Here is a 23,092-nt window from a genome sequence, read left to right as displayed (position 1 = left end):
CCTACTCCTCTTCATATGCGTCCCTGAAGTCGGCGCCGATCTCGCCCAGGAAGCTCGATTCCGCGCTCTGGGCGATGTCCCGGTGGCGTTTCTGGTAGAGCTCCCACAGCTTGGCATTGCGTCCGCCGGACAGCAGGTTGCCGATCGCGGAATTGGATTTGAGCTCTTCCTCGATCGCGGCAGGATCGAAGCGGTCGATCATGCGCCGCAGAGCTGCCTGCACGCCGCGCCACGCGCGCACGTGATGTTGCGCGAGGTCCTTCACCGCGTCGCCGATCGCCGCCTCGCCGGAGAGGAAACCGGGGCTGCGTTCCGCGACGATGGTGACGATGACATCCTCGACCGTCGGCAGGAATTTGAGCGGGTTGACCTCGGAGGCGCCGACCATCGTCTGAGCGACGCGCGCGCTTCCCTTTTCCTCGGCGCGCTTGCGCAGGAGTTGCATCAGGCCATCCAGCATAAGCCTGTATTCCCGCCCGAACTTTTCCATTTCGGCGATCGCGTCGCGCCCGGGAAAATCGGCTTCCTCGATGCCCATGCCGCGCAGGAACGCGGCGCGCAGCGCCATGTCGCTGGGCGCCGGTTGCGTCGGACGTGATGGCTTGGGCGGCTTGGGCACGGGGCGCGGCGGCGGAGCAGGGGGATCGGCCACCTGCACCGATATCTCCCATGGGCGAGCGGCTTGCGGCTTTTCGGCGGGGCGCTCGACACGACCAGCTGGATCGGTGCCGCTGCCGGAAGAGGGCGTCGCGGCTGGCCCGAAGCTGAAATCGTCATCGAAGCCGGACGGTTTCGGCGCGGGCTCGGCCGTATCGTTGCGTGATGGCATTTCGCCGAACCCGAACGGATCCGATCGGCCAGGCTCTTCGTTCGAGGCCGGCGTCGCCACCGGATCGAGGCTGAACGGGTCGTCGAAGGCCGGCGAGCTGCGCTGGCTGGAAGCTCGATCGTAAGCCCCGGGCACAGGTTGCTCGAACGGATCCGGCAGCCCGGCAGGGCGCGGCCGCTGCGGCTCTTCGTCGGCCTTGGCCGAGAAGAAGTCGTCGCCGCCGATGCTGGGTGGCGTCCGCGATCGGGGCGGTGACCATGCCGGCGCGGCATGGTTGGCGATCGGCGCCTGACCGACCGAAGTGTGGCCAGCGCCTGGCTGGACCTCGACATGGAGCACATAGTCGCCCATGCGCAGCCGCATGCCGCTTTGCAGCCGCGTCGACCTGCCGGTCCCCAGAGGGCTGTCGGAGTCGTCGATGAACAATCCGCTGCTCGACGTGTCGGTGACGAAGTAGCCGTCGCGGCCGCCGCTGATCTTGCAGTGGGCGCGTGAGACGAACATGTCCGGATCGTCGATCTGCCAGCCGGCATCGGCGCTGCGGCCGATCACCAACTCGCCCTCGTCCAGCCGGGTCTGCCTGATCACCTGCGAGCGCGGGCCTTGTTCCAAGGTCAGAAGCAGACTCATGCGGCTGCCTCCGCCATTTCCGGCCGCCAGCCGACGACGGTGTGCAACCTGAGATCGTCGGCGTCCCCCTCTTCGGCGGGGCGTGAAAGCCAGGAGGTTCGGCCGAGCTGGATGGTTCCCATGCGCGGCGGAGGCACGGCGTCGCGCGCCAGCACGAGGCGCAGATCGACGTCGAGCGCTTCCCCGATCATGTCGCGCACCGCCTTCTTGAGCAGGGCGAGGCGCCGTTCTCCGGGCAGGAACGACTTGAAGTCGTCAAGGCTCAGGGGTCCGATGCGCAATTCGATCCGGCTCTGCCGGCTGAAGACGCGCGGGCCGATCGTTGCCCCGCCGCCGAGCCCCGCATAGGCCTTGCCGATGCGGCTCTGCAGCGCCGTCGGTATGGTGATCCAGGCGGCGACGAATTCCTTGATCTGCACCGGCACCTTGAAGGCCGTGGCGAGGAACAGCGTCAGCCGCTCCGCACCGTCGACCTGGTTGGCCAGCGATCCAGCCTGGCGCAGCCGCACCACATCGAGCTCGGGATCCTGTGTGCCGGGAAGGCCGATACCGGCCATCGCATCAAGCATGGCGCGAACGCGCCCGCCGACCGAACGTTCGACCTGCACCGCCGGATGGGCGTCGGCCCATGCGCGGTAGTAGAGTGCGATCATGCGATGCTGCAGGATGTTGACGAAGTCGACGAAGGTCGTGTCGCTCGTCTGCTCGGCGTCGGCGCCGGTGAACCAGCGCTGCGACAGCCGGTCGAGCACCCAGCGCGTCAGATGCAGAGGCATTGGCCCTTCCGGCCCGAGCAGGCCGAGATTGGCGACGGTCACCCGTGCCGGAGCCTTGTCTCTGGCATCCTGGAATTTGACCACGTCCCTCGCCGAGAAGCTCAGGCGTACATGCTGGCCGAGCCTTGCCGGCTCGCGGTCGGCCTGGCCGGAATGGCCGAACAGTCCGCGTCGCTGCTCCAGGCGGCGCAGCAGCTCGAAGAAGTCGAAGCTCTCCGACAGCGCCTCGCCTTCGTTCGGCGCAGGCCGCGCTAGATCAGGTAGCGATTGCCGGGCGTCATCGGCCATGGCACATCCTCCTGCTTCTGCAGCAGCCGCGTACGGGTACGCACGAAACCGTTTATCCCGGCATGGCGGGCAAAGAGCCGCGCAAGCAGAGCCGAAAGCAGCAGCGAGCTTTGGCCTGCCAGCACCGACTGGTCGACATGCAACGTCACCTCGGTGCCGCGCCCGAAGCACATCGGCCCGTCGATCTTGAGCCGCTCGATGACCGGGCGCGAGTCGATGCGGGTAATTGAGTGCACGTTGCGGGCAAGGCTCGGATCGCCGCGGTCGGCATAAAGATCGAGCAATGCATGCAGCGGATCGACGCCGCGGCCTTCCTTGGCGAGGCTCAGGAAGTTGAGCGAGAGTTGCGCCACCAGCCGCCAGGCGAGATTGTCGGCGCGGGATTCGCCTTCCGCGCCGGCCGGCAGCGCCGCCGGGATCGCCGGCTGCGGCGGCCGTAGCGCGCCCAGAAACCGCACCGCTTCCACCGGATCGGCGGTCTCCAGCGTCAGCGCCGGCGTGTCGTCCAGGATCGGCAGATCGCGGTTGGTGCAGAGCGCCATCACGTCAAGCCGCTTCAGTGGCCGGTTGGGCTGGCTGCCGGCCGGACGCGAGATGGCGAGGAACACATCGTCGCCCGTGTAGGAGGTGCGGGTCAGGCCGTCGCGCCGCTCGTCTTCCGTTGCCCGGCGCGGGCGCCGCTCCGTCGAATAGACCCAACCGCTGCCGCGGTTCTGACCCAGGCTGAACAATTCGGGAATTATCGCCTCGCTGCCTTCCGCGTCGGCGTCTTCCACCCGGGTAATCCGGAAAATCTCGAAATCCCGCGCACGGGTGCGGTCGGCGTGCAGCACCTGGCGCGTCCGGCGCGGATCGATCTCGATGACGTTGCATTCGCGTTCGAAGAGATTGATGATCGGGGTTGCGAACAGCTCGAAATCGGCGACCGTCACATCGGCGAGCTCCGGCGCCGGACGCCGGAACAGGAAGATGATCTCTAGTCCCCCATCGCACTTGCGCACCACAGGCTGCAGGCCGGCGATCCGCACGTAGTGGAAGCGCTCGGGGATCATGAAATACTCGCGCAGCAACCGGTATCCCTCGAAGGTCGGGCGGGTGCGCGGCATCAGCGCTTCGTCGTCGCTTATGCCGATCATTTCGGGCTCGAGCAGCGCCGTGAGCGGATTGGTCTTGCCTTCCGCGCGCGCGCCGACGGCCGAGCAGGCGCCGAAGATGGCGTCGAAGATGAGCGGCGCCTTGGTGCGCCCGGCGAAATAGAGATCGAGACGGTCGAGCGACAATTCGCTGAGCTTGCCCTTTCCGGTTCGGGCGAGCGCGATGCGAAAGGCCGCTTCGCCGCGCACGCCGCCGACCGGCGCGATGCCGGCCGCCGCCAGCGCGCTGCGGTCCTGGAAATAGCTGACCGAATTGATCGCGATCGGCCACAACGTGACTTCCTGCGCGGTGGTGAAGGTCGAGCGCGTCGAGAGCCCTGGATGCAGGCTGGAGACCAGCCGCGTGCCGCGCGCGACGGCATGGCCGGCGATCATCGACTGCACCTGCTGGCCGGGTTTCAGCACGGCCATCGCCACCGCCGGCGCCGGCGTCACCAGGTCCGGATAGAGCACGTCGAGCACGGCGCGCGAAAAGCGCGAGCGCTCGGCGTCGACCTTCAGCCGCGTGCGCGCGGCAAGAAAGGCCACCCCGTCGAGCAGCCGCTCGACATAAGGGTCGGGGCAGGGGACCGTGTCGAGGGAAAGGTTGCGGGCGACCGCCGGATGCATGTCGGCGAATTCCGCGGCCAGCGCGCGGATATGGGTAAGTTCCTCTTCGTAATACTCCACGAAGACCCGATCCATCTCAGGTATCCCTGAATTCGGTTCGCGCCAAGCCGTTGTCGAGGTTGATCGTGGTGCGCAGCCGCATGCGTTCCGGCGTCGGCGTCATGATCAGCACGGCGTCGATCTCGATCTTGAGGCCGACGCTCTTGTCGCCAAGCGTGACATTGACCGTCGTGGCGCTTTCCTTGAGACGCGGCTCGAAGGTGGCAAGCACCGCGCGGATCTCGCGCGCCAGGGTATCGCGGTCGAAATCCCGCGACGAGCGGCCCGAAAAGGACGGCACGCCATAATTGACGACGCTGCGGCGCACTTCCGGAAAATCGGCGAGTGGCGGCAGTTCGTCCAGGGGCTGTTCGTGCTCGGCGTCGGAAAGCATCGGTACGGACTCGAAACGCTCGGTGTTGAACAGGGCCTCGATGTCGCGCCGGACGGCTTCCCGCAGCACACGCGCCGACACCACCACGCCCCGGCTTTCGATTTCGGTGCGATGCTCGGTCTGGAAGACCAGCCGGTGAAGGCGCCTTTTCTGCTCGGACGTGAGTTCAGCATCGGCATCGATGGCACGCGCGCTGCCGGCTAGAAGTGCCTCGACGCGCTCGGCGCCGAGTTCTTCTTCCAGCAGCCGGCGCAGCCCGTCGATCTCCGACGTCAGCCCGGGCAAGTCGTTGACGAGGCGATCCCAAAGGGAGGGCTGGACCGCCTCGCGCTTTGCCCGGGAACTGCCGGCAAGCTGCGCTTTCGCGCCAGGCCGCTTGGCCTCACTTGCCGACATAGACGTCCATTTCGATCTCGTCGTCCTTGTCGTAGACGAACTTGATCTTCTTGTAGGCGAAGCTGACTTCTTCCTCGATCAGGTCTGCCTCATCGCGAGCCTGCCGCATGTCGTATTCCATGATCGAAGCGTCGGTGAGCGTCACGACCAGATAATCGCTGGTCTCGCCGTCGATTGTGCGGCGGGCCGAAAACACCACCTCGTCGAGCGCCTTGTTCTCGAACAGCGCCTTCTTCAAATAGGGCGACGACTTGTCGTAATGCTTGAAGAATTTGATCATACCCATCGATACGCGGCCGCGCCGCGACAGCGAATTCGGGTCGTAGGGCGCGATCATCTTGTAGTCGACGCCATGGATCTCGATCTCGTCTTCATGGCCGTCGCGTTTGCTCGGGCCCTTGATGTCCGGGACTTTCAGGAAGCCGTCGATCTTCATCGAAGGCGCATCGGTTCTGTCTGGCATTGTCTTTCTCCACCGCTACGAAACAAGATGACTTTGCTTAACGATTCAGCCCTTCACCGACGGCAGTTCCGACACCAGCCGGAGCGAGGCGTTGATGCCTTCCAGCTGGTAGTGCGGACGCAGATAGAAACGGGCATTGTAGTAACCGGGCCGGCCTTCGACGCTGTCGACCTGGACCTCGGCGGCGGCGAGCGGGCGCTTGGCGCGCGCCTTGTCGTCGGCAAAGGCAGGGTTGGCCAGCACGTATCGGTTGATCCATTCGGTCAACCAGATCTCCATGTCGGTGCGTTCCTTGAACGAGCCGATCTTGTCGCGCGCGATCGCCTTGAGGTAGTGTGCGAAGCGCGAGACCGGGAAAAGGTAGGGCAGGTTGGCGCTCAGTCGTTCGTTCGACTGCGCGTCGGGGTCGACCAGACGCCCGGCGCGCGTCTCGTCATCCTGCAGCGAATGCGCGCCGATGAACGCCGCCAAGTCGGTGTTCTTGCGGTGCAGGATCGGCATCAGGCCGAGCTTCGCCAATTCTGCCTCGCGCCGGTCGTCGATGGCGACCTCGGTCGGGCATTTCATCGCAATCGATCCGTCGTCGGTCGGGAAGGCGTGCACCGGCAGGTTGAGCACCGTGCCGCCGTTTTCGACGCCACGGATCTGCGTGCCCCAACCGTAGAGCTTGTGGCTGCGGTTGATGTTTACCCCCATCGGGAAGGCAGCGTTCATCCAGACATATTTGTTGTGGTCGCCGCCCACCTCTTCCTCGAACGTGAACCCCTTCACCGGAACGGTTTCGGAGCCGTAGGGCAGGCGCGCCAGCACCCGCGGCATGGTGAGGCCGATGTAGCGGGCGTCCTCGCTTTCGCGCAGCGACTGCCATGATGCATAGGCCGGGTTGTTCACGATCATCTGCAGGTCCTGCGGATTCGGCAGTTCCTGCCAGCTGTCCATGCGGAACAGCCGTGGCGAGGCGGCGGCGATGAACGGCGTATGCGCCGAGGCGCAGACGCCGGAAATGTTGCGCAGCAGGCCGACGTCGCGCGGATGGTTGGAGAACTCGTAGGCACCGATGATGCAGCCGATCGGCTCGCCGCCCAGCATCGAATACTCGTCCGTGTAGACTTTCTTGAAGATCGGGCTCTGGTCCCACATCTGGCCTTCATAGTCTTCGAGCGTGTCGGCCAGCTGCTCCTTGGAGATGTTCATCACCCGGATCTTCAGCTTGGTATCGGTCTCGGTGTTGTTGATCAGGTACCAGAGGCCGCGCCAGGTGCCTTCCATTTCGCGCACTTCGGGCGCATGCAGGATCTCGTTCACCTGCGTCGTCAGCATCTTGTCGATGCCGGCGATCAGCGACTTGATCGACTTGATCGCATTCGACGAGATGGTCGTGGTCTCGGAGCGCGATTGCGCGGCAAGCGCCAGGTTGCGCACCAGTTGCTGCAGCTTCTCGCTGTCGTCCTTCTTGACCTTGAAATCCTTTTCCAGAAGTCCGCTGAATTCGCCAAGATCGATGGCTTCCGCCTCGGCGGTGGCGGCTGCGGTCTTTTGCTGTTCGGCCATGACTTACTCCTCGCCCTTGCCGTCATCCATCGCCTGGCTGGCGATCTTGCTCAGCAGCGGCTCGTTGTTCAGAAGCTGCGCGATGCGCTTTTCCGCGTCGACGCGGCCGTCCATGAAGCCGAGCAGCTCCTCGAGCTGACGGCGCATCTTCAGGATTTCGGCCAGTTGCGGGACCTGCTCGGCGACCTTGTCCGGCGCGAAGTCGCCCATCTTGGAGAAGGTGAGATCGACCATGAGCTCTTCGTCCCGCTCCTGGCCCTCGGCCTGCGGCAGGGTGTTCTTCACCCGCGCCTTCACGCGCGGCCCCATCGCTTCCATGAATTTCGGGAAGCGGTTGGCGTCGGTTTCGACGAAGTTGCGGTCCAGGACCGACTTCGACGCTTCCCTGGTCTGTGAAGCGCCGGAAAGGTCGGCCATTACGGCCATGACGAACGGCAGTTCGATCGTCGTCGGGCTGCCGTAGGTTTCAACGTCGTAGGCGATCTGCACGCGCGGCGCGCGGTTTCTTTCGATGACCTTCGCTTTGCTCTCTGCTGGCATGCTTTTCTACCTTTCATCCTTCTGGGCCGGCTTCTTGGGATCGGGGACACCGGCAAGCTGCCGGAACTCCTTCAGCCCCGACGGGGCGAGATCTTCCATCAGTTCCACGAAATCCATATGCACCATCCGGCGCACGCGCCGGGCGAGATGCGGGATTGGGCTCGACGGTTCGGTGCGGTCGTAGAAGGCGACGACGAGGTCGAGGCATTTGACGACTTCGTCGCGCGAGTTGATCCGGTCCGGCAGACCGGTGCTCGCTTCCAAAGGGCTTGCCACACTTGCCATCGTTTCGGCTCCATGACCGTTTCGGGCGGGCATTGCTGGTTCCGCTGCCTGCGGAGCAGGCTTCGCGGCGCCGTTCGCCACGGCGCCGGAATTCCGTTCCAGCGTCGTCAGCAAACGCTGCAGGAACTTCTTCAATTCCGGGACGGTGGCCCCATTGCCTTCGATACGGGCGTTGAGCGCGGCGTCGACCGCGTCCAGGGCTGCGATCGCGGCACGCGCGTCGGCCAGCAGCGACGTCATTGCGTCCGCCGCTTGATCGATTTGCGCCGCGCATCCGGTGCGCACGCGGTTCAGCAGCTGGTTGTGGGCGCTGGTCAGCGCCGCCTTTTCGGCGGTCCCCAGGCCAGAGGCTGCTTCCTGCAGCATGACGCGTTCGTCGAGCGCCGCCTGTTCCAGGTCCCGGCCGCTGATCGGCCCGATCGCGCGCGGAGAGAAGAAGACCACCTGCCTGAGGTTCGCCAGCAAGCCTTCCTGGCCGTTCTGCAGATCGAGCAGCGCGTTGATGCGGCGTAAGGCGGCCTCGCGCGGCGCGCCCGTCCGCAGCGACGGGTGCATCGTATCCCAGTACTGCTCGAAGGTCCGCGCTATCAACGCCAGCCCCTGGGCGAGGCCGGCCAGACCTTCTTCATTGGCGAGAGCGCGCGTGACGAGAACCAGCAGACGCAAGTCCCGGCCGCGGAGCCGCAATTCCTCCGCCTTTTCCAGAACGGCCGGCCAGTCTACCGGGACGGTAGTCTGCGAGGTCTTGTTGCCGCCATCGTGGACGACCTTGAGCTGGGCTTCGGCCAGGCGCTCCAGCTCATGAAAAGCCGGGTCGTTGCGCAAGTCCTCTCCCGACGGATTCTCACCGTTTAGAGGATTCAGCCAGAGTGCGAGATCAGTCACACCAACCCCCAGCCAGCGGCCTTGAGACCCTATGTGACGTTACGTTATCACCGGCCTCACGCGACGACAATTGAGCACCTGCGCAAAAACTAACGGAAGCTAAACGCGACCGTTTTCTTCGGCGAAACCCATTGCGCGATTGTCAGACCCGGTATGTGAAATGGCTCGCATAGCCCGGACGGCAATCCAGTGTTTGCTGCCACGAGTTTGCAAGGCTTGTGTAACCGGGCGGTGCCGCCCGGATAAATTCAAACGCCTTATCCGTCGCACTGCTTTGTCAAGCAGCCGCTTATATGGCAGGGTACGGTCGGCAGGTTGCGGGAGCAGGTTCGATGGAACAGCGCCGGTCATCGCAGAGCTTCAAGCGTAAGGAACTGGTCGCCAAGCTTAACGCCACCGGGGTGCGCGCCTTCAAGGCTGCGGCCGACACGGCCAAGCTGCGCGGCAATCCCTATGTCGAGCTCGCCCATTTCATCCAGCAACTGGTGCTGTCCGAGCGCTCGGATGTGCAGATGATCGTCGCCGACGCCGGATTGGATGTCAGCCGGCTGACGGGCGACATGACCCGTGCCATCGACAAGCTCCCTTACGGCGCCACCTCGGTGGAGGAATTCTCCGACCACATCTTCCACGCCATCCAGGAGGGCTGGAACCTTGCGACGCTGGAGTTCGGTGTCGAGGAGGTGCGCAGCGCCCATATCCTGCTTGCCTGCCTGAAGACTCCGGTGCTGGAAGGCCTGGTGTCCAAGATCAGCGCCGAGTTCGACAAGATCGACGCCGATGGCGTCATTTCGCGCTTCGCCGATGTCAACGAAGGCTCGCTCGAAGCCGGCTCGCCGGCTGTCGCTCCTGTCGCCGAGGCGCAGGTGAAGCGTGGCCCGGGCGGGGATTCGGCGCTCGCCAAATACGCCACCGACCTCACCCAGCGCGCCCGCGACGGCAAGATCGATCCAGTTGTCGGCCGCGATCCGGAAATAAGGCAGATCGTCGACATCCTGATGCGGCGCCGGCAAAACAATCCGATCCTGACTGGCGAGGCAGGCGTCGGCAAGACGGCGGCCGTCGAAGGATTTGCCCTGCGCATCGCCCAGGGCGACGTGCCGCCGACCTTGCAGAATGTCAGCGTGCGCATGCTCGATGTCGGGTTGATGCAGGCGGGCGCCAGCGTCAAGGGGGAGTTCGAGAAGCGGCTGAAGGCGGTCATCGACGAGGTCCAGGCCTCCGAGGTGCCGATCATCCTGTTCATCGACGAGGCGCATACGTTGATCGGCGCCGGCGGCGCGGCCGGGACCGGCGACGCAGCCAATCTGCTGAAACCGGCATTGGCGCGCGGCGAGCTTCGCACCATCGCCGCCACGACCTGGGCCGAGTACAAGCAACATATCGAGAAGGACCCGGCGCTGACACGTCGCTTCCAAGTGGTCAAGATCGACGAGCCCTCGGAAGCGGTGGCGGTGCTGATGCTGCGCGGCATTGCCGGCGTGCTGGAGCAGCATCACAAGGTGCAGATCCTGGATGAGGCGATCGAGGCGGCGGTCTCGCTTTCGCACCGCTACATCCCGGCCAGGCAATTGCCGGACAAGGCGGTCAGCCTGCTCGACACCGCCTGCGCCCGCGTCGCCGTCTCACAGCATGCGACGCCGGCCGAGGTCGAGGACATCTTACGCCGCCGCCAGGCCTTGGAGGTCGAGCGGGGCATCATCGGCCGCGAGGCGGCAATCGGCATCGAGGTGGCCGATCGGCAGGTCCGCGTAGACACCGGGCTGGCGGAAACCGAGACCACTTTGGCCGCCGCCCAGACCCGCTGGGACCGGGAAAAGGCGCTGGTGGCCGAAATACTCGACCTGCGCGCCAGATTGCGCGGCGAGGGCGTGCCGCTCGATGAGGCGGCGGCAGAAGAGGCCGCTGCGGAGACGCGGAGCGCGGAGCGCGCAGCAAAGGCGTCCGAGCAAAAGCTGGCCGAGCTAAGACCAGCCGAGGGCAAGGCGGCCGAGGCCAAGAAAGCCAAAGCCTCGAAAGCCAAGGGGGCCAAGGCTGCAAAGGCCGAAACAGCTTCCGCTGAACCCGTGGATGAAGCCGGCGCCGACCTCACGCGGTTGCGCGAACTGATGGCCGAACTCGCCGCCGCGCAAGGCGAGACACCGCTCATCTTGCCGTCGGTCGACCGCAACGCCGTGGCTGCGGTCGTACAGGACTGGACCGGCATTCCGACGGGGCGGATGCTGTCCAGCCAGACCGAGAAGGCGCTCAAGCTCGCTGACACGCTGTCCGAACGTGTCGTCGGTCAGGACCATGCGATGGAGATGATCGCCAGGCGCGTTCAGACCAGCCGCGCCGGCCTTGGCGCGCCGGAAAAGCCGGTTGGCGTGTTCCTGCTTTGCGGCCCCTCCGGCGTCGGCAAGACCGAAACTGCGCTGGCGCTTGCCGAGACGCTTTATGGCGGCGAGCAGAACCTGATCTCGATCAACATGTCGGAGTTCCAGGAAGCGCACACCGTCTCGACGCTGAAGGGCGCGCCGCCCGGCTATGTCGGCTACGGCAAAGGCGGCATCCTGACCGAGGCGGTGCGGCGGAAACCCTATTCGGTGATCCTGCTCGACGAGGTCGAGAAGGCGCATCCCGACGTGCACGAAATCTTCTTCCAGGTCTTCGACAAGGGCATGATGGACGACAGCGAAGGCCGCCGGATCGACTTCAAGAACACGCTGATCCTGCTCACCTCGAATGTCGGCTCGGACGTCATTATGAGCCGCACCAAGAACGGCACCGTGCGCACGGGCATCGACGATCTGGATTTCGCCTTGCGCGCGCCGCTGCTGAAAGTGTTTCCTGCCGCCTTCCTTGGCCGCGTGGTGACCATTCCCTACTATCCGCTCTCGGACGCGATGATCGAGGCGATCGCCAGGCACCAGTTCGGCAAGATCGCGCGCCGGCTCAGGGCCACTAACGACGCCGAGTTGGTGATTGGCGACGGCGTCATGGACCTGGTCAAGGCGCGCTGCACCGAGATCGAGTCCGGCGGGCGCATGATCGACGCCATCCTCACCAACACGCTTCTGCCGGAACTCAGCCGCGGCGTGCTCAATCGCTCGCTCGAGGGCAAGAAGATGACAAAAGTCATCGTCGACGCGTCGGCGGATGGCTTCACCTACTCGTTCGAATAGACGCCAGGGAAGCGGGATCGTTGCTTGCCTGGCGTTGGATCAGCCGGCGCTTTCGCCAGCCGGTCCTGCTCGCGCTACATCCACGCGGAAGCATCCGGATTCTACTCCTGGATGCATATTCCAAAAATGCAACACCGGGCCTGACCGGTTGGGGCTTAGCGCGAGGACTCGCTAAATACGGCACCGGCTGATGAAGAGATATACGCTTCTTCCAATATGACAAAAACACCTCCGTAGCGACGAAGCCGGGAGTAGCGCAACGCAGCTTGGTCTCGCCGGCAGCACAAGTGCCACAATCGCCAGACCGGCCATCACCGAGCCTTTCGCCATTTCCGGTGGACTGTGCGTTCGCTCAGATCTTCGACGCTGCGCTCGATAGGTTCAGTTCGCCCGCCGAGACGCCGCTTCGTGAACATTCGCCGAACCGGCGGGCGCTCGCAGACGATACGCGCAAGGGCAGACGTAACGCGCAGAAAAATGCCGAGCGCGCGTACCGGCAACAGGCGTTCTTGGAGCGGCCTAACTCTTTCTATGCAAACATGGAATCGCGGCGCTCGCGCTTTGCTTCCGGTGGGTAGATTCGAGAAAACTGCAAGGAATGCCAAGTAACGGAGCCGCATGACATGGCGTTCGGTTGCCAGCAATTAGCCTAGGTCAAGAAAATCAGAGCCTTTAGTGGGACGCAATCTGCCGCGCGCTCGCTGCAGCAGGGGAAGAGATTTATTGTGCGGGATGCATCAAGGGGAAGGGTATCAGTCGAGCGGACTGTAGACCCTGCGAAAGAAAAACTGGCGGCATTCGCCGTGGGGCGCGGCAATAGCAAGAGGTTAGGGACCGGGTCATTCCTGCTCGCCTGCAGGCTCGCACTGCGCATCAGCCGCGCATTGCTTGGCGCCACGTCCATGGCCGCGCTCGGGCTGGCACTGGCGCCGATGACGCCCTCGCTCGCCACCGACTGGACCGGCGCCGTCTCGTCCAACTGGTTCGACGCCGATAACTGGTCGGCCGGCGTTCCGAACAGCAGCGTCGGCGCGGTTGTCGACACGGACACTCCCTATGCGACGGTGGTCGACAGAGCCGGCGCGGAAGCGGACCTGCTCTACGTCGGCAATTCCGGCACCGGCGAGCTGACGATCCAGAGCGGCGGCACGGTCAGCAACACCATTGGCTATCTCGGCTACAACGCCGCCTCGACCGGCACCGCGACGGTCGACGGCGCCGGCTCGTCCTGGACCAATTCCGGCGATCTCGTTGTCGGCTATCTCGGGACCGGGACGCTGACGATCCAGAACGGCGGCAAGGTGAGCAACTCCTCCGGCTTTATCGGCTACGGTTCGAGCTCGACCGGCATCGTGACGGTCGACGGCTCGTCCTGGACCAATTCCCGCAATCTCTATGTCGGCTATTTCGGCACCGGCACGCTGATGATCCTGAACGGCGGCAAGGTGAGCGGCACCGACGGCCATCTCGGCACCGATTCCGGCACGACCGGCACCGCGACGGTCGATGGAATGGGCTCGTCCTGGACCAACTCCGGCTATCTCTATGTCGGCGTTTCCGGCAGCGGCGCGCTGACCATCGAGAACGGCGGCGCGGTCAGCAACACCATTGGCTTTCTAGGCTACTACGCCGGCTCGACCGGTACCGCGAGGGTCGACGGCTCGTCCTGGACCAATTCCAGCAATCTCTATGTCGGCAATTCCGGCACCGGCACGCTGACGATCCGGAACGGCGGCACGGTAAGCAACACCATTGGCTATCTCGGCTACAGCGCCGGCTCGACCGGCACCGCGACGGTCGATGGCATGGGCTCGTCCTGGACCAATTCCCGCAATCTCTATGTCGGCGTTTCCGGCAGCGGCGCGCTGACCATCGAGAACGGCGGCGCGGTCAGCAACACCATTGGCTTTCTAGGCTACTACGCCGGCTCGACCGGTACCGCGAGGGTCGACGGCTCGTCCTGGACCAATTCCAGCAATCTCTATGTCGGCAATTCCGGCACCGGCACGCTGGCGATTCAGAACGGCGGCACGGTCAGCAATACCGGCGGGTACATCGGCAACATTTCCGGCTCGACCGGCACCGTGACGGTCGATGGCGCCAGGTCGTCCTGGACCAATTCCCGCGATCTCCTGGTCGGCGTGTTCGGCACCGGTACACTGGCGATCCAGAACGGGGGCACGGTCTCCGCTTCAAGCATGGAGATTGCCAGCCGGGCCGGCTCGACCGGCACGCTGAACATCGGCGCGGCCTCCGGCCAGCCGGCAGCGGCGCCCGGCACGCTGAACACAGCATCGGTTGCGTTTGGCGCCGGCACCGGCCGCATCGTGTTCAACCACACGGCCTCGAACTACATTTTTGCGCCGACCGTTTCGGGCGCCGGGTCGGTAACGGTCGAGGCCGGCACGACGATCCTGACGGGATCGAACTCCGTCGGCAACCTGTTCCTCGGAACCGCGAACGTCAATGCCGGCACGCTGCGCGTCGACGGCCGGTTCGGCGACACGGTCGGCAACGCCGCCACCGTCATCGTCAACAGCGGCGGCACGTTGTCGGGGACAGGAACGATTGCCGGCACGGTGACGGTGAACAGCGGCGGCACGCTCGCCGCGGGCCACAGCCCGGGGACGCTCACCGTGGGCTCGCTGACGCTCACGGCCGGCTCCATCTCGAATTTCGAGCTCAACACGCCCGGCGTCGTCGGCGGCCTCGATCCTGTGACCGGCAATGATCTCGTCAAGGTCACCGGCAACCTGACGCTCGGCGGCACGCTGAACGTGCAGGGCGCGCCGGCGGCCGGCTATTATCGCCTGTTCAACTATGGCGGTGCGCTCGCCGGCAGCTTCGGGACAGTGAATGCGGCCGGGTTCTCGAACGCCGATGTCCTGACGAGCATTCCCAATCAGGTGAATTTGTCGCTGCTCAATGCCGGCCAGCACATGCAGTTCTGGGACGGCACCGATGCGACCGGCAACGGCACGGTCGACGGGGGCAGCGGAGCCTGGAGCACCGCCGGCACCAACTGGACCGGCCAGCCGGGCCAGGCCGAAATCAACGGAAGCTGGATCGGTTCGGTCGGCGTGTTCGCCGGCGCGGCCGGCGGCGCCGTCACGGTCGCTGGTGCGCAGAGCTTCGACACGCTGCAATTCTCGACGAACGGCTATGTGCTGAACGGCGGCACGCTTGCCTTCAACCCGGCCGCGGGCTCGGCCGCGACGATCCAGGTCGATAACGCCGTCTCGGTCGTCATCGGCTCGGCGCTGAGCGACGGGGCAACCGGCAACAGCCTGACCAAGACGGGCGGCGGCACGCTGACGCTCGACAACGCCAATACCTATACCGGCGGCACGACGATCAACGCAGGCACGTTGAACATCGGCAACATGGGGGCGCTCGGAACAGGCGAGGTGACGCTGACCGGCGGCGGCGCGCTCAATTCGACGGTGACGGGGGATCTCGCCAATGGGGTGAATTTCGTCGCCGGCTCGTTCGCCACTGTCTCGGCTTCGACCGGCCGGACGCTGACGTTGGGCGGCCGTGTCAATATGGGATCGGGCGGCGGTGCGACGGTGCATTTCGGCTCAGCCACGAACGCCGGAACGGTCGTGCTGGACCCCGGTGGCGGAGTCATCCATCGCGCCTCATCCATCGCCATCGACGGCGGCACGCTGCGGCTCGGGAGGCACGGCAGCGATTACACACAGCCCGCCGCCGGCACGAGCATTGCATCGGGGGCGACCCTCGACATCAACGGCAGTGCCAGCGTGAATCATCTTTCCGGCGCGGGCATCGTTACCAATGACAGCGGCGCAGCGGCGACATTGACGGCGATCAACGATTCCGCCTCGACCTTCTCCGGCGTGATCGGGGACGGAACCGGTTCGATCGCGCTGGCGAAGACAGGTTCCGGCGCCCTGACCTTGAGCGGCGCCAGCACCTACAGCGGCGGCACGACGATCTCGGCCGGGACGCTGCAACTCGGCAATGGCGGCACGACGGGGTCGATCGTGGGCAACGTCGTCAACAACGGCACGCTCGCCTTCAACCGCAGCGATGCGCTGACCTTCGGCGGCGGCATCTCGGGCAGCGGAGCTGTGCGCCAGATCGGTGTGGGCAAGACCGAACTCGCCGGCGTTTCCAGCGGCTTTGCCGGCACGACCTCGGTTGAGAACGGCATCCTGGCGGTCAATGGCAAGCTCGGTGGGACGCTCGATGTGCGTGCTGGCGGCCGCCTGCAAGGCATTGGCACGGTCGGTGGCACCACGGTGTCGGGCACCATCGCGCCGGGCAACTCGATCGGCACGCTCAACGTCGCGGGCAACGTCGCCTTCAATGCCGGCTCGATCTACGAGGTCGAGGCCAACGCGGCGGGTCAGGCGGACCGGATCGACGCGACCGGCACTGCGACGATCGACGGCGGCACGGTGACCGTGCTGGCGGGGGCCGGCAACTACAAGCCGCAGACCGACTATACGATCCTGAGCGCCGGCGGCGGGGTGAGCGGCACCTTCGCGGGCGTCACCTCGAACCTGGCCTTCCTCGATCCGACGCTCGGCTATGACGCGGGCAATGTCTATCTGAGGCTGAGGCGCAACGACATCACCTTCCATGGGATCGGGCTGACCCTGAACCAGATCGCGACGGGTGCCGGGACGGAAAGCCTCGGCTGGAACAATCCGGTCTATGACGCGGTGGCCAACCTGTCGGCGGATCAGGCCCGCACGGCCTTCGACCAACTCTCGGGCGAGATCCACGCCTCGGCGAAGACGGCGCTGATCGAGGACAGCCGCTTCCTGCGCAATGCGGTCAATGACCGCCTGCGCGCGGCCTTCGAGGGTGTCGGCGCGGCGAGCGCCCCGGTGATGGGCTATGCCGACGGCGAACCCGTGCTTGTGCCCGCCACCACCGACCGCCTCGCGGTCTGGAGCCAGGGTTTCGGCTCCTGGGGCCATAGCGACGGCGACGGCAATGCCGCGCGTCTCAACCGCTCGACCGGCGGCGTCTTCATCGGCGCCGACGCTCCGGTGTTCGAGACCTGGCGCTTCGGCGCGGTCGCCGGCTACAGCCGCACCACCTTCAACGTGAGGGATTGCAGGTCATCGGGCACGAGCGACAACTATCATGTCGGCCTCTATGGCGGGACGCAGTGGGGCTCTCTCGCCTTCCGCACGGCCGCGGCCTACACTTGGCACGACATCTCGACGGACCGGACGGTTGCCTTCCCTGGCTTCAGCGACAGCCTGAAGGGCGACTACAACGCCGGCACGGCGCAGGTCTTCGGTGAACTCGGCTACGGCATCCGCGCGGGGAACTTCGCCTTCGAGCCCTTCGCCAACCTCGCTTATGTGAGCCTGCACACGGATGGCTTCACCGAGCCGGGCGGTGCCGCGGCCCTCACCAGCGCGGCGGCGAACACGGAAGCCACCTTCGCCACGCTCGGCCTGCGCGCCTCCAACAGCCTCACGCTGGGCGGCATCCACGCGACCGCCAAGGGCACGCTCGGCTGGCGGCATGCTTTCGGCGACGTCACACCGCTCTCCACCATGGCCTTCGCGGGCGGCGCGCCGTTCTCCATCGCCGGCGTTCCGATCGCGCGCGATGCGGCAGTCATCGAAGCGGGTCTCGACTTCGCGCTGACCCCCGCCACCATGCTCGGTGTGTCCTACAACGGACAGTTCGCCTCCGGTGTCTCCGACCAGTCCGTTCGGGCGGTCTTCAACATGAAGTTCTGACGTCTGCTCAGCGCGGGGGGCGGCAAACTCAAAAACCTGCCCCGCCTGATGGAACATTCCCGAACCGGGTTTTCGCAACCGGAGGGCCGCACTCGCAAGCGAACGGAAGATGATGGCATAGTGAAGAAGCTTACGTTGAGTGGCCACGCAACAGGGGCGTCGCTGGTTGCCGTTGCGGCCATCGCGATTTATGTCGTTCCAGGGCCCTTGCCAGGTCGCCGCGCGGCTCTGGCGCTTCATCGGAGGTGAATCGACCCGATCCCGCCGCAGCGCCTCCCAGCTTGCACAGGCGGCCTCTACGCTTCTCGGCGGGGCCGTCGTCGCTCAACGAGACCTATCAGAATTGGGGTGTCGCCTGTCAGCAGCAGGGAGCCACCAAGCGCTGCGTGCTCTCGCAGACCCAGGTTCAACAGAACGGTCAGCGTGTGCTGGCGATCGAACTGAATGCACCCTCCAGCAACTCCGTGATCGGAACTTTGCTGCTTCCATTCGGGCGCCGTGTTCCAGATCGGCGAGAAGCCGGCCATGCAGCCGCGACGGTTCCGGACCTGTGTGCCTGCCGGCTGCATCGTGTCGCTGACGTTCGACCCGCCGACGCTGGAGGCCCTTCGCGCGGGATCGGCGCTGAAGGTCAAGACGATCGCCGACGGCGGCAAGGAAACGCCATTCTCGATCTCGTCGTTCGAATAGACGCCAGGGAAGCGGGATCGTTGCTTTCCTGGCGTTGGATCAGCCGGCGCTTTCGCCAGCCGGTCCTGCTAACGCTACATCCACGCGAAAGCATCCGGATTCTACTCCTGGATGCATATTCCGAAAACGCAATTATCAATTGCAATACTTTTGGCTTACTCGCGGTCAGCACGCCGCGGTCGGACAGTTTCTGGAAGCTTGGACGCGGGCCGAGTATTGCGGCATTTCGAAATTTGCCGAACCGCGATGAAATTCGCTCAAGCGCATCTTTCGCGCCGAAAAGATAAGAAAATTCAGCTAGTTGCAGGTACTGAAGCGTAGAAGCTTCGTCGAAACGGGGTGTGGGGAGAAAAGGGGATGGTGCCCAGAGGCGGATTCGAACCACCGACACGCGGATTTTCAGTCCGCTGCTCTACCAACTGAGCTATCTGGGCCTGCGCCGGCCAAGGGGCATCGCCCGCCGGGTTTCACGAGAGCGCCGGGCGGCGCCCCTTGAAAGCGCGTGGGTTATAGCACGGGTATCCTGCCTGTCCAGAGCAATTCCAGGAAAAGTGCGTAGCGGTTTTCCGCTCCGGAATTGCGTGAAACAAGCGCAATTCCAGGAAAAATGCGCAGCGGTTTTCCGCTCCGGAATTGCGTGAAAACAAGCGCAATTCCAGGAAAAGTGCGTAGCGGTTTTCCGCTCCGGAATTGCGTGAAACAAGCGCAATTCCAGGAAAAATGCGCAGCGGTTTTCCGCCCTGGAATTGCGTTGAAACAATCGCTTGGCCGTTGATTTCGTCAGGAAGGAAAAATCGCGGTGAAAGGGCGGCCTGCCGCCTACACTCACCCCTCGTCCTTGGGCCCCGGGCCGGGCTTCGGGCTGTCATCTTCTTCCTCTTCGCCATCGCGGACGGGAATGACATAGGCGCCCTTCAGCCAGCGATTGAGGTCGATGTCCTTGCAGCGCGCCGAGCAGAACGGATAGTGCTCGCGCGCGGAAGCTTTTCCACATTCGGGGCAGGGCCGCTTTGGCCGAAGCGGCGTTACCTTGTCGTCCAGGCTCATGAGCGCGAAGCGTGCCAGTTCTGGTGGGCTTTGAACCCTTCGCCCGAAAGCAGCGCGACGCTTTCATAAAGCGGCAGGCCGACCACGTTGGTGTAGGAGCCGACCAGCTTGACGACGAAGGAGCCGGCCAGACCCTGCACGGCATAGCCGCCGGCCTTGCCGCGCCATTCGCCCGACGCGACATAGGCGTCGATCTCCTCGCGCGGCAGCCGCTTGAAGCGCACCCTGGTTTCCACCAGCCGTTGGCGCAGCTTGCCGCCCGGCGTGATCAGGCAGATGCCGGAATAGACCCGGTGCGAGCGGCCGGAAAGCAGGCCGAGGCAGTTGATGGCGTCGTCGATCGTCTCGGCCTTGGGCAGGATGCGCCGCCCGACCGCCACCACTGTGTCGGCGGCGAGGATGAAGGCGGGCGCATAATCGTCCTCGCTTTTCAGCGAATCCAGCGCCTTCTCGGCCTTGTCCTTGGACAGGCGCTTGGCCAGCGAGCGCGGATGCTCGGCGCGCAGAGGCGTCTCGTCGACATCGGCGGGCAACACCCGGTCCGGCTCGATGCCGGCCTGCTGCAACAATTCGATGCGACGCGGCGAACCCGAGGCAAGCACGAGCTTCTGCGGGAAGCTCATGGGAGCATGATGCCGAAAAGTGTGAAGCGGTTTTCGGACGACATCATGCTCCACTCTTTGATTTGGAGCCGGATTTGGATTTCAGGTCGAACAGACCTGGAAATCATCCGGCTAGGTTCGCGCCGGACTGTTACTTGAAACGATAGGTGATGCGGCCCTTGGTCAGGTCGTAAGGCGTCATCTCGACCAGAACCTTGTCGCCGGTCAGCACGCGGATGCGGTTCTTGCGCATGCGGCCGGCCGTGTGGGCGATGATTTCGTGTTCGTTTTCGAGCTTCACCCGGAACATCGCATTGGGCAGCAATTCGGTGACCACACCTGGAAACTCGAGGACTTCTTCCTTCGGCATTCGATACCTTTACTTGGATGGGGCGTTCCGGCGCCTAGAGCATGATGCCGAAAAGTGTCAAGCGGTTTTCGGACGACATCATGCTCTAAGTCTTTGATCCGGAGTCGGATGATTTCCGGCCGAGCAGACCGGAAATCATCCGTCGCCTAGAGCATGATGCCGAAAAGTGTCAAGCGGTTTTCGGACGACATCATGCTCTAAGTCTTTGATCCGGAGTCGGATGATTTCCGGCCGAGCAGACCGGAAATCATCCGACTCCGGCCGGAATTTGCGGCGGAACCTATATGATAATCGCCCGCTTGTGAACAAGCTTAATCCGGGGCGCTTTCAGCTTTCGGCGCCGCAAAACGCCTGTTGATTCGGGCTTTCAGCCGCTCCCGCACGTCGCGATAGGCGGCCATGATGTGCTCGCGCGTGCCGCCGGTGTCGGTTGGATCTGGCATCGGCCAATATTCGACCTCGACGGCCAGCGAGCGGGTGAGCTCAAGTGCTGCATGATGCGCCTCCGGCGCCAACGTGACGATCAGGTCGAAATAGTCGTCTTCCAACTCCTCCAGCGCCCTGGGCTGGCGCTCGCCAAGCGAGAGACCCTCCTCGGCCAACACGGCATCGACGAACGGGTCGCGCTCGCCGGCGCGCACGCCGGCCGAAGCGACGAAGGTGGTGGCGGGCAGCATCCGCCGCGCCAACTGTTCCGCGATCGGCGAGCGCACGGCGTTCATGCCGCACAGGAACAGGATCGAATGCGGCAAGGCAGCCAGCACTAGGGCATGATCCCGAAAAGTGGGAACCGGTTTTCGGAGAAGATCATGCTCCAATAAAGAGTTAGATCAGGATGGCGATTCAACGAAACGTCATCCTGATCTAGCCCCGCCAGTGCAGCACGCAGACCAGCGTGAACAGCCGGCGCGCCGTGTCGAAGTCGATCTCGATCTTGCCGGCGAGCCGGTCCATCAAGGTCTGCGAGCCCTCATTGTGCAGGCCGCGCCGGCCCATGTCGATCGCCTCGATATGGCTGGGCGTCGAGGAGCGGATGGCCTCGTAATAGCTTTCGCAGATCAGGTAATAGTCCTTGACGATGCGCCTGAGCGGCGTCAGCGACAGGATGTGGGTGACCACCTCGGCGCCGCTCTCGCGGCTGACGGCAAAGACCAGGCGCTGTTCGGCCAACGAAAGCTTCAGTCTGTACGGCCCCCTGCCGTCGTCGCTGACCGGCCGAAAGCTGTTCTCCTCGATGAGGTCGAAGATCGCCACGGCCCGCTCGTGCTCGACGTCGGGCGTCGAGCGGCCGATCGTTTCGTCCAGCTCGACGTCGATCAGCCTGTTGGGGATTTGGTCGTGGCCGGACATCGCTACATGTTCAACCTGATCGCGACGGAGCGGGCATGCGCGTCGAGCCCTTCCGCCTTGGCGAGCGCGATCGCGGCGGGCGCCAGCATCTTGAGCTGCTCCGGCCCGAGCTTCAGGATCGAGGTGCGCTTGACGAAATCGAGCACGGACAGACCCGAAGAGAAACGCGCCGACCGGGCTGTCGGCAAAACGTGGTTGGAGCCGCCGACATAGTCGCCGATGACCTCCGGCGTATGCCGGCCGATAAAGACGGCACCGGCGTTGCGCATTCTGGAAAGGAACGCCTCGGCATCGCCGAAAGCGAGCTCGACATGCTCTGCCGCGATCCGGTCGACCAGCGGCAATGAGGCTTCGAGCGTCGGCACCAGGATCACCGCGCCGAAATCGCGCCAGCTTGCGGCCGCCGTCTCGGCGCGCGGCAGAACTTTCAGCTGGCGCTCGACCGCCTGCTCGACCGCCTGGCCGAATTCGGCGTTGTCGGTGACCAGGATCGATTGCGCCGATATGTCATGCTCGGCCTGCGCCAACAGGTCGGCCGCGATCCAGTCCGGATCGTTGTCGGCGTCGGCCACGACCAGCACTTCCGACGGCCCGGCGATCATGTCGATGCCGACCGTGCCGAAAACTTGCCGCTTGGCCGCCGCGACATAGGCGTTGCCCGGTCCGACGATCTTGGCGACGGGCTTGACCGTCTCGGTGCCATAGGCAAGTGCTGCAATGGCCTGTGCGCCGCCGACGCGGTAGATTTCGGAAACGTCGGCAAGGTCGGCCGCCACCAGCACCAGCGGATTGACGACGCCGCCCGTGGCCGGCACGACGATGACGATGCGCCCGACCCCGGCGACCCTGGCCGGCACGGCATTCATCAGCACCGAACTCGGATAGCTCGCCGTGCCGCCGGGCACGTAGAGACCGACGGCTTCGATCGCCGTCCAGCGCGAGCCGAGCTCGACGCCGGCGGCATCCGTATAGCGGTCGTCCTTCGGCTTTTGCCGCTCGTGATGCGAGCGGATACGGTCGCGCGCGAATTTTAGCGCCTCGATCGCGGCCGGATCGGCCGCTTCATAGGCCTTGGCGATGTCGTCCTTCGAGACGGCGATGCCGAGCGCGCCGAGATCGGCTTTGTCGAACTTGAGCGTATAGTCGATGAGCGCCTTGTCGCCTTCGGCGCGCACGCGGGCGACAATGTCGCGCACCACCGCCTCGACATCGGCCGACACCTCGCGCTTGGTGGTGAGGAAGGCCGAAAAACGCTGCTCGAAATCGGCGTCCTGCTGGCGGAGCGTAATAGCCATTGC

16 protein-coding genes, 1 tRNA gene and 1 pseudogene are annotated in these 23,092 nt (G+C 64.7%); 3 read left to right on the top strand and 15 right to left on the bottom strand.

Going from position 1 to position 23,092, the window contains the following annotated elements; all coding sequences use genetic code 11:
- Position 1: 1 nt before the first annotated feature.
- The 8 genes from tagH to tssA all read right to left on the bottom strand — a co-directional run bounded on the left by tagH (position 2) and on the right by tssA (position 8,839).
- On the bottom strand, positions 2-1,459 hold the full coding sequence (gene tagH, locus ACWGS9_RS00695; protein WP_454503416.1) for a type VI secretion system-associated FHA domain protein TagH: 1,458 nt from the start codon (positions 1,457-1,459) through the stop codon (positions 2-4).
- Positions 1,456-2,523, bottom strand: coding sequence for a type VI secretion system baseplate subunit TssG (gene tssG, locus ACWGS9_RS00690; protein WP_454503415.1), 1,068 nt, complete (start codon positions 2,521-2,523; stop codon positions 1,456-1,458). The genes tagH and tssG overlap by 4 nt, the downstream gene beginning before the upstream one ends.
- Positions 2,487-4,361: a type VI secretion system baseplate subunit TssF gene (gene tssF, locus ACWGS9_RS00685; protein WP_454503414.1), complete on the bottom strand. Its 1,875-nt coding sequence runs from the start codon at positions 4,359-4,361 to the stop codon at positions 2,487-2,489. The genes tssG and tssF overlap by 37 nt, the downstream gene beginning before the upstream one ends.
- A 1-nt stretch (position 4,362) precedes the next feature.
- The gene (gene tssE, locus ACWGS9_RS00680) at positions 4,363-5,115 is read right to left on the bottom strand and encodes a type VI secretion system baseplate subunit TssE (protein WP_320216158.1); all 753 of its coding nucleotides are present in this window, start codon (positions 5,113-5,115) and stop codon (positions 4,363-4,365) included.
- Positions 5,102-5,551 (bottom strand): Hcp family type VI secretion system effector, encoded by a 450-nt coding sequence (locus tag ACWGS9_RS00675; protein WP_164772067.1) that lies wholly within the window; start codon positions 5,549-5,551, stop codon positions 5,102-5,104. The genes tssE and ACWGS9_RS00675 overlap by 14 nt, the downstream gene beginning before the upstream one ends.
- Before the next feature lie 72 nt (positions 5,552-5,623).
- Positions 5,624-7,129 (bottom strand): type VI secretion system contractile sheath large subunit, encoded by a 1,506-nt coding sequence (gene tssC / locus ACWGS9_RS00670; RefSeq protein ID WP_010910844.1) that lies wholly within the window; start codon positions 7,127-7,129, stop codon positions 5,624-5,626.
- Positions 7,130-7,132: 3 nt separating this feature from the next.
- Complete coding sequence (gene tssB, locus ACWGS9_RS00665; RefSeq protein ID WP_320216159.1) at positions 7,133-7,669, bottom strand: type VI secretion system contractile sheath small subunit; 537 nt, start codon at positions 7,667-7,669, stop codon at positions 7,133-7,135.
- A gap of 6 nt (positions 7,670-7,675) precedes the next feature.
- Positions 7,676-8,839: a type VI secretion system protein TssA gene (gene tssA / locus ACWGS9_RS00660; protein WP_454503413.1), complete on the bottom strand. Its 1,164-nt coding sequence runs from the start codon at positions 8,837-8,839 to the stop codon at positions 7,676-7,678.
- 332 nt (positions 8,840-9,171) lie between these two features.
- Between tssA and tssH the strand changes: the two genes are divergently transcribed.
- The 3 genes and pseudogenes from tssH to ACWGS9_RS00645 all read left to right on the top strand — a co-directional run bounded on the left by tssH (position 9,172) and on the right by ACWGS9_RS00645 (position 18,425).
- Positions 9,172-12,003, top strand: coding sequence for a type VI secretion system ATPase TssH (tssH, locus tag ACWGS9_RS00655; protein WP_454503412.1), 2,832 nt, complete (start codon positions 9,172-9,174; stop codon positions 12,001-12,003).
- A gap of 902 nt (positions 12,004-12,905) precedes the next feature.
- Positions 12,906-17,735, top strand: a complete 4,830-nt coding sequence (locus ACWGS9_RS00650) for an autotransporter domain-containing protein (protein ID WP_454503411.1) — start codon at positions 12,906-12,908, stop codon at positions 17,733-17,735.
- Between the two features lie 245 nt (positions 17,736-17,980).
- Positions 17,981-18,425 (top strand): annotated as a pseudogene (locus ACWGS9_RS00645) (invasion associated locus B family protein).
- 358 nt (positions 18,426-18,783) lie between these two features.
- Here the strand turns inward: ACWGS9_RS00645 and ACWGS9_RS00640 are convergent.
- The 7 genes from ACWGS9_RS00640 to hisD all read right to left on the bottom strand — a co-directional run bounded on the left by ACWGS9_RS00640 (position 18,784) and on the right by hisD (position 23,089).
- Positions 18,784-18,859: transfer RNA gene (locus tag ACWGS9_RS00640), tRNA-Phe, on the bottom strand.
- Between the two features lie 391 nt (positions 18,860-19,250).
- Positions 19,251-19,472, bottom strand: a complete 222-nt coding sequence (yacG, locus tag ACWGS9_RS00635; protein WP_454503410.1) for a DNA gyrase inhibitor YacG — start codon at positions 19,470-19,472, stop codon at positions 19,251-19,253.
- On the bottom strand, positions 19,469-20,095 hold the full coding sequence (locus ACWGS9_RS00630; protein ID WP_454503409.1) for a Maf-like protein: 627 nt from the start codon (positions 20,093-20,095) through the stop codon (positions 19,469-19,471). The genes yacG and ACWGS9_RS00630 overlap by 4 nt, the downstream gene beginning before the upstream one ends.
- Positions 20,096-20,225: 130 nt before the next feature.
- Entirely contained in the window at positions 20,226-20,444 is a 219-nt protein-coding gene (infA, locus tag ACWGS9_RS00625) for a translation initiation factor IF-1 (protein ID WP_006200926.1), read from the bottom strand.
- Between the two features lie 311 nt (positions 20,445-20,755).
- Positions 20,756-21,208: an arsenate-mycothiol transferase ArsC gene (locus ACWGS9_RS00620; RefSeq protein WP_454503408.1), complete on the bottom strand. Its 453-nt coding sequence runs from the start codon at positions 21,206-21,208 to the stop codon at positions 20,756-20,758.
- A 100-nt stretch (positions 21,209-21,308) separates the two neighbouring features.
- Positions 21,309-21,794 carry a UPF0262 family protein gene (locus ACWGS9_RS00615; protein WP_454503407.1) on the bottom strand — a complete coding sequence of 162 codons (486 nt, stop codon included), beginning with the start codon at positions 21,792-21,794 and terminating at the stop codon, positions 21,309-21,311.
- 2 nt (positions 21,795-21,796) lie between these two features.
- Positions 21,797-23,089, bottom strand: coding sequence for a histidinol dehydrogenase (gene hisD / locus ACWGS9_RS00610; RefSeq protein WP_454503406.1), 1,293 nt, complete (start codon positions 23,087-23,089; stop codon positions 21,797-21,799).
- Positions 23,090-23,092: the final 3 nt, after the last annotated feature.

This window comes from Mesorhizobium sp. Arg314 (genome assembly GCF_053714275.1).
This window is presented reverse-complemented; position numbering and strand designations above follow the sequence as displayed.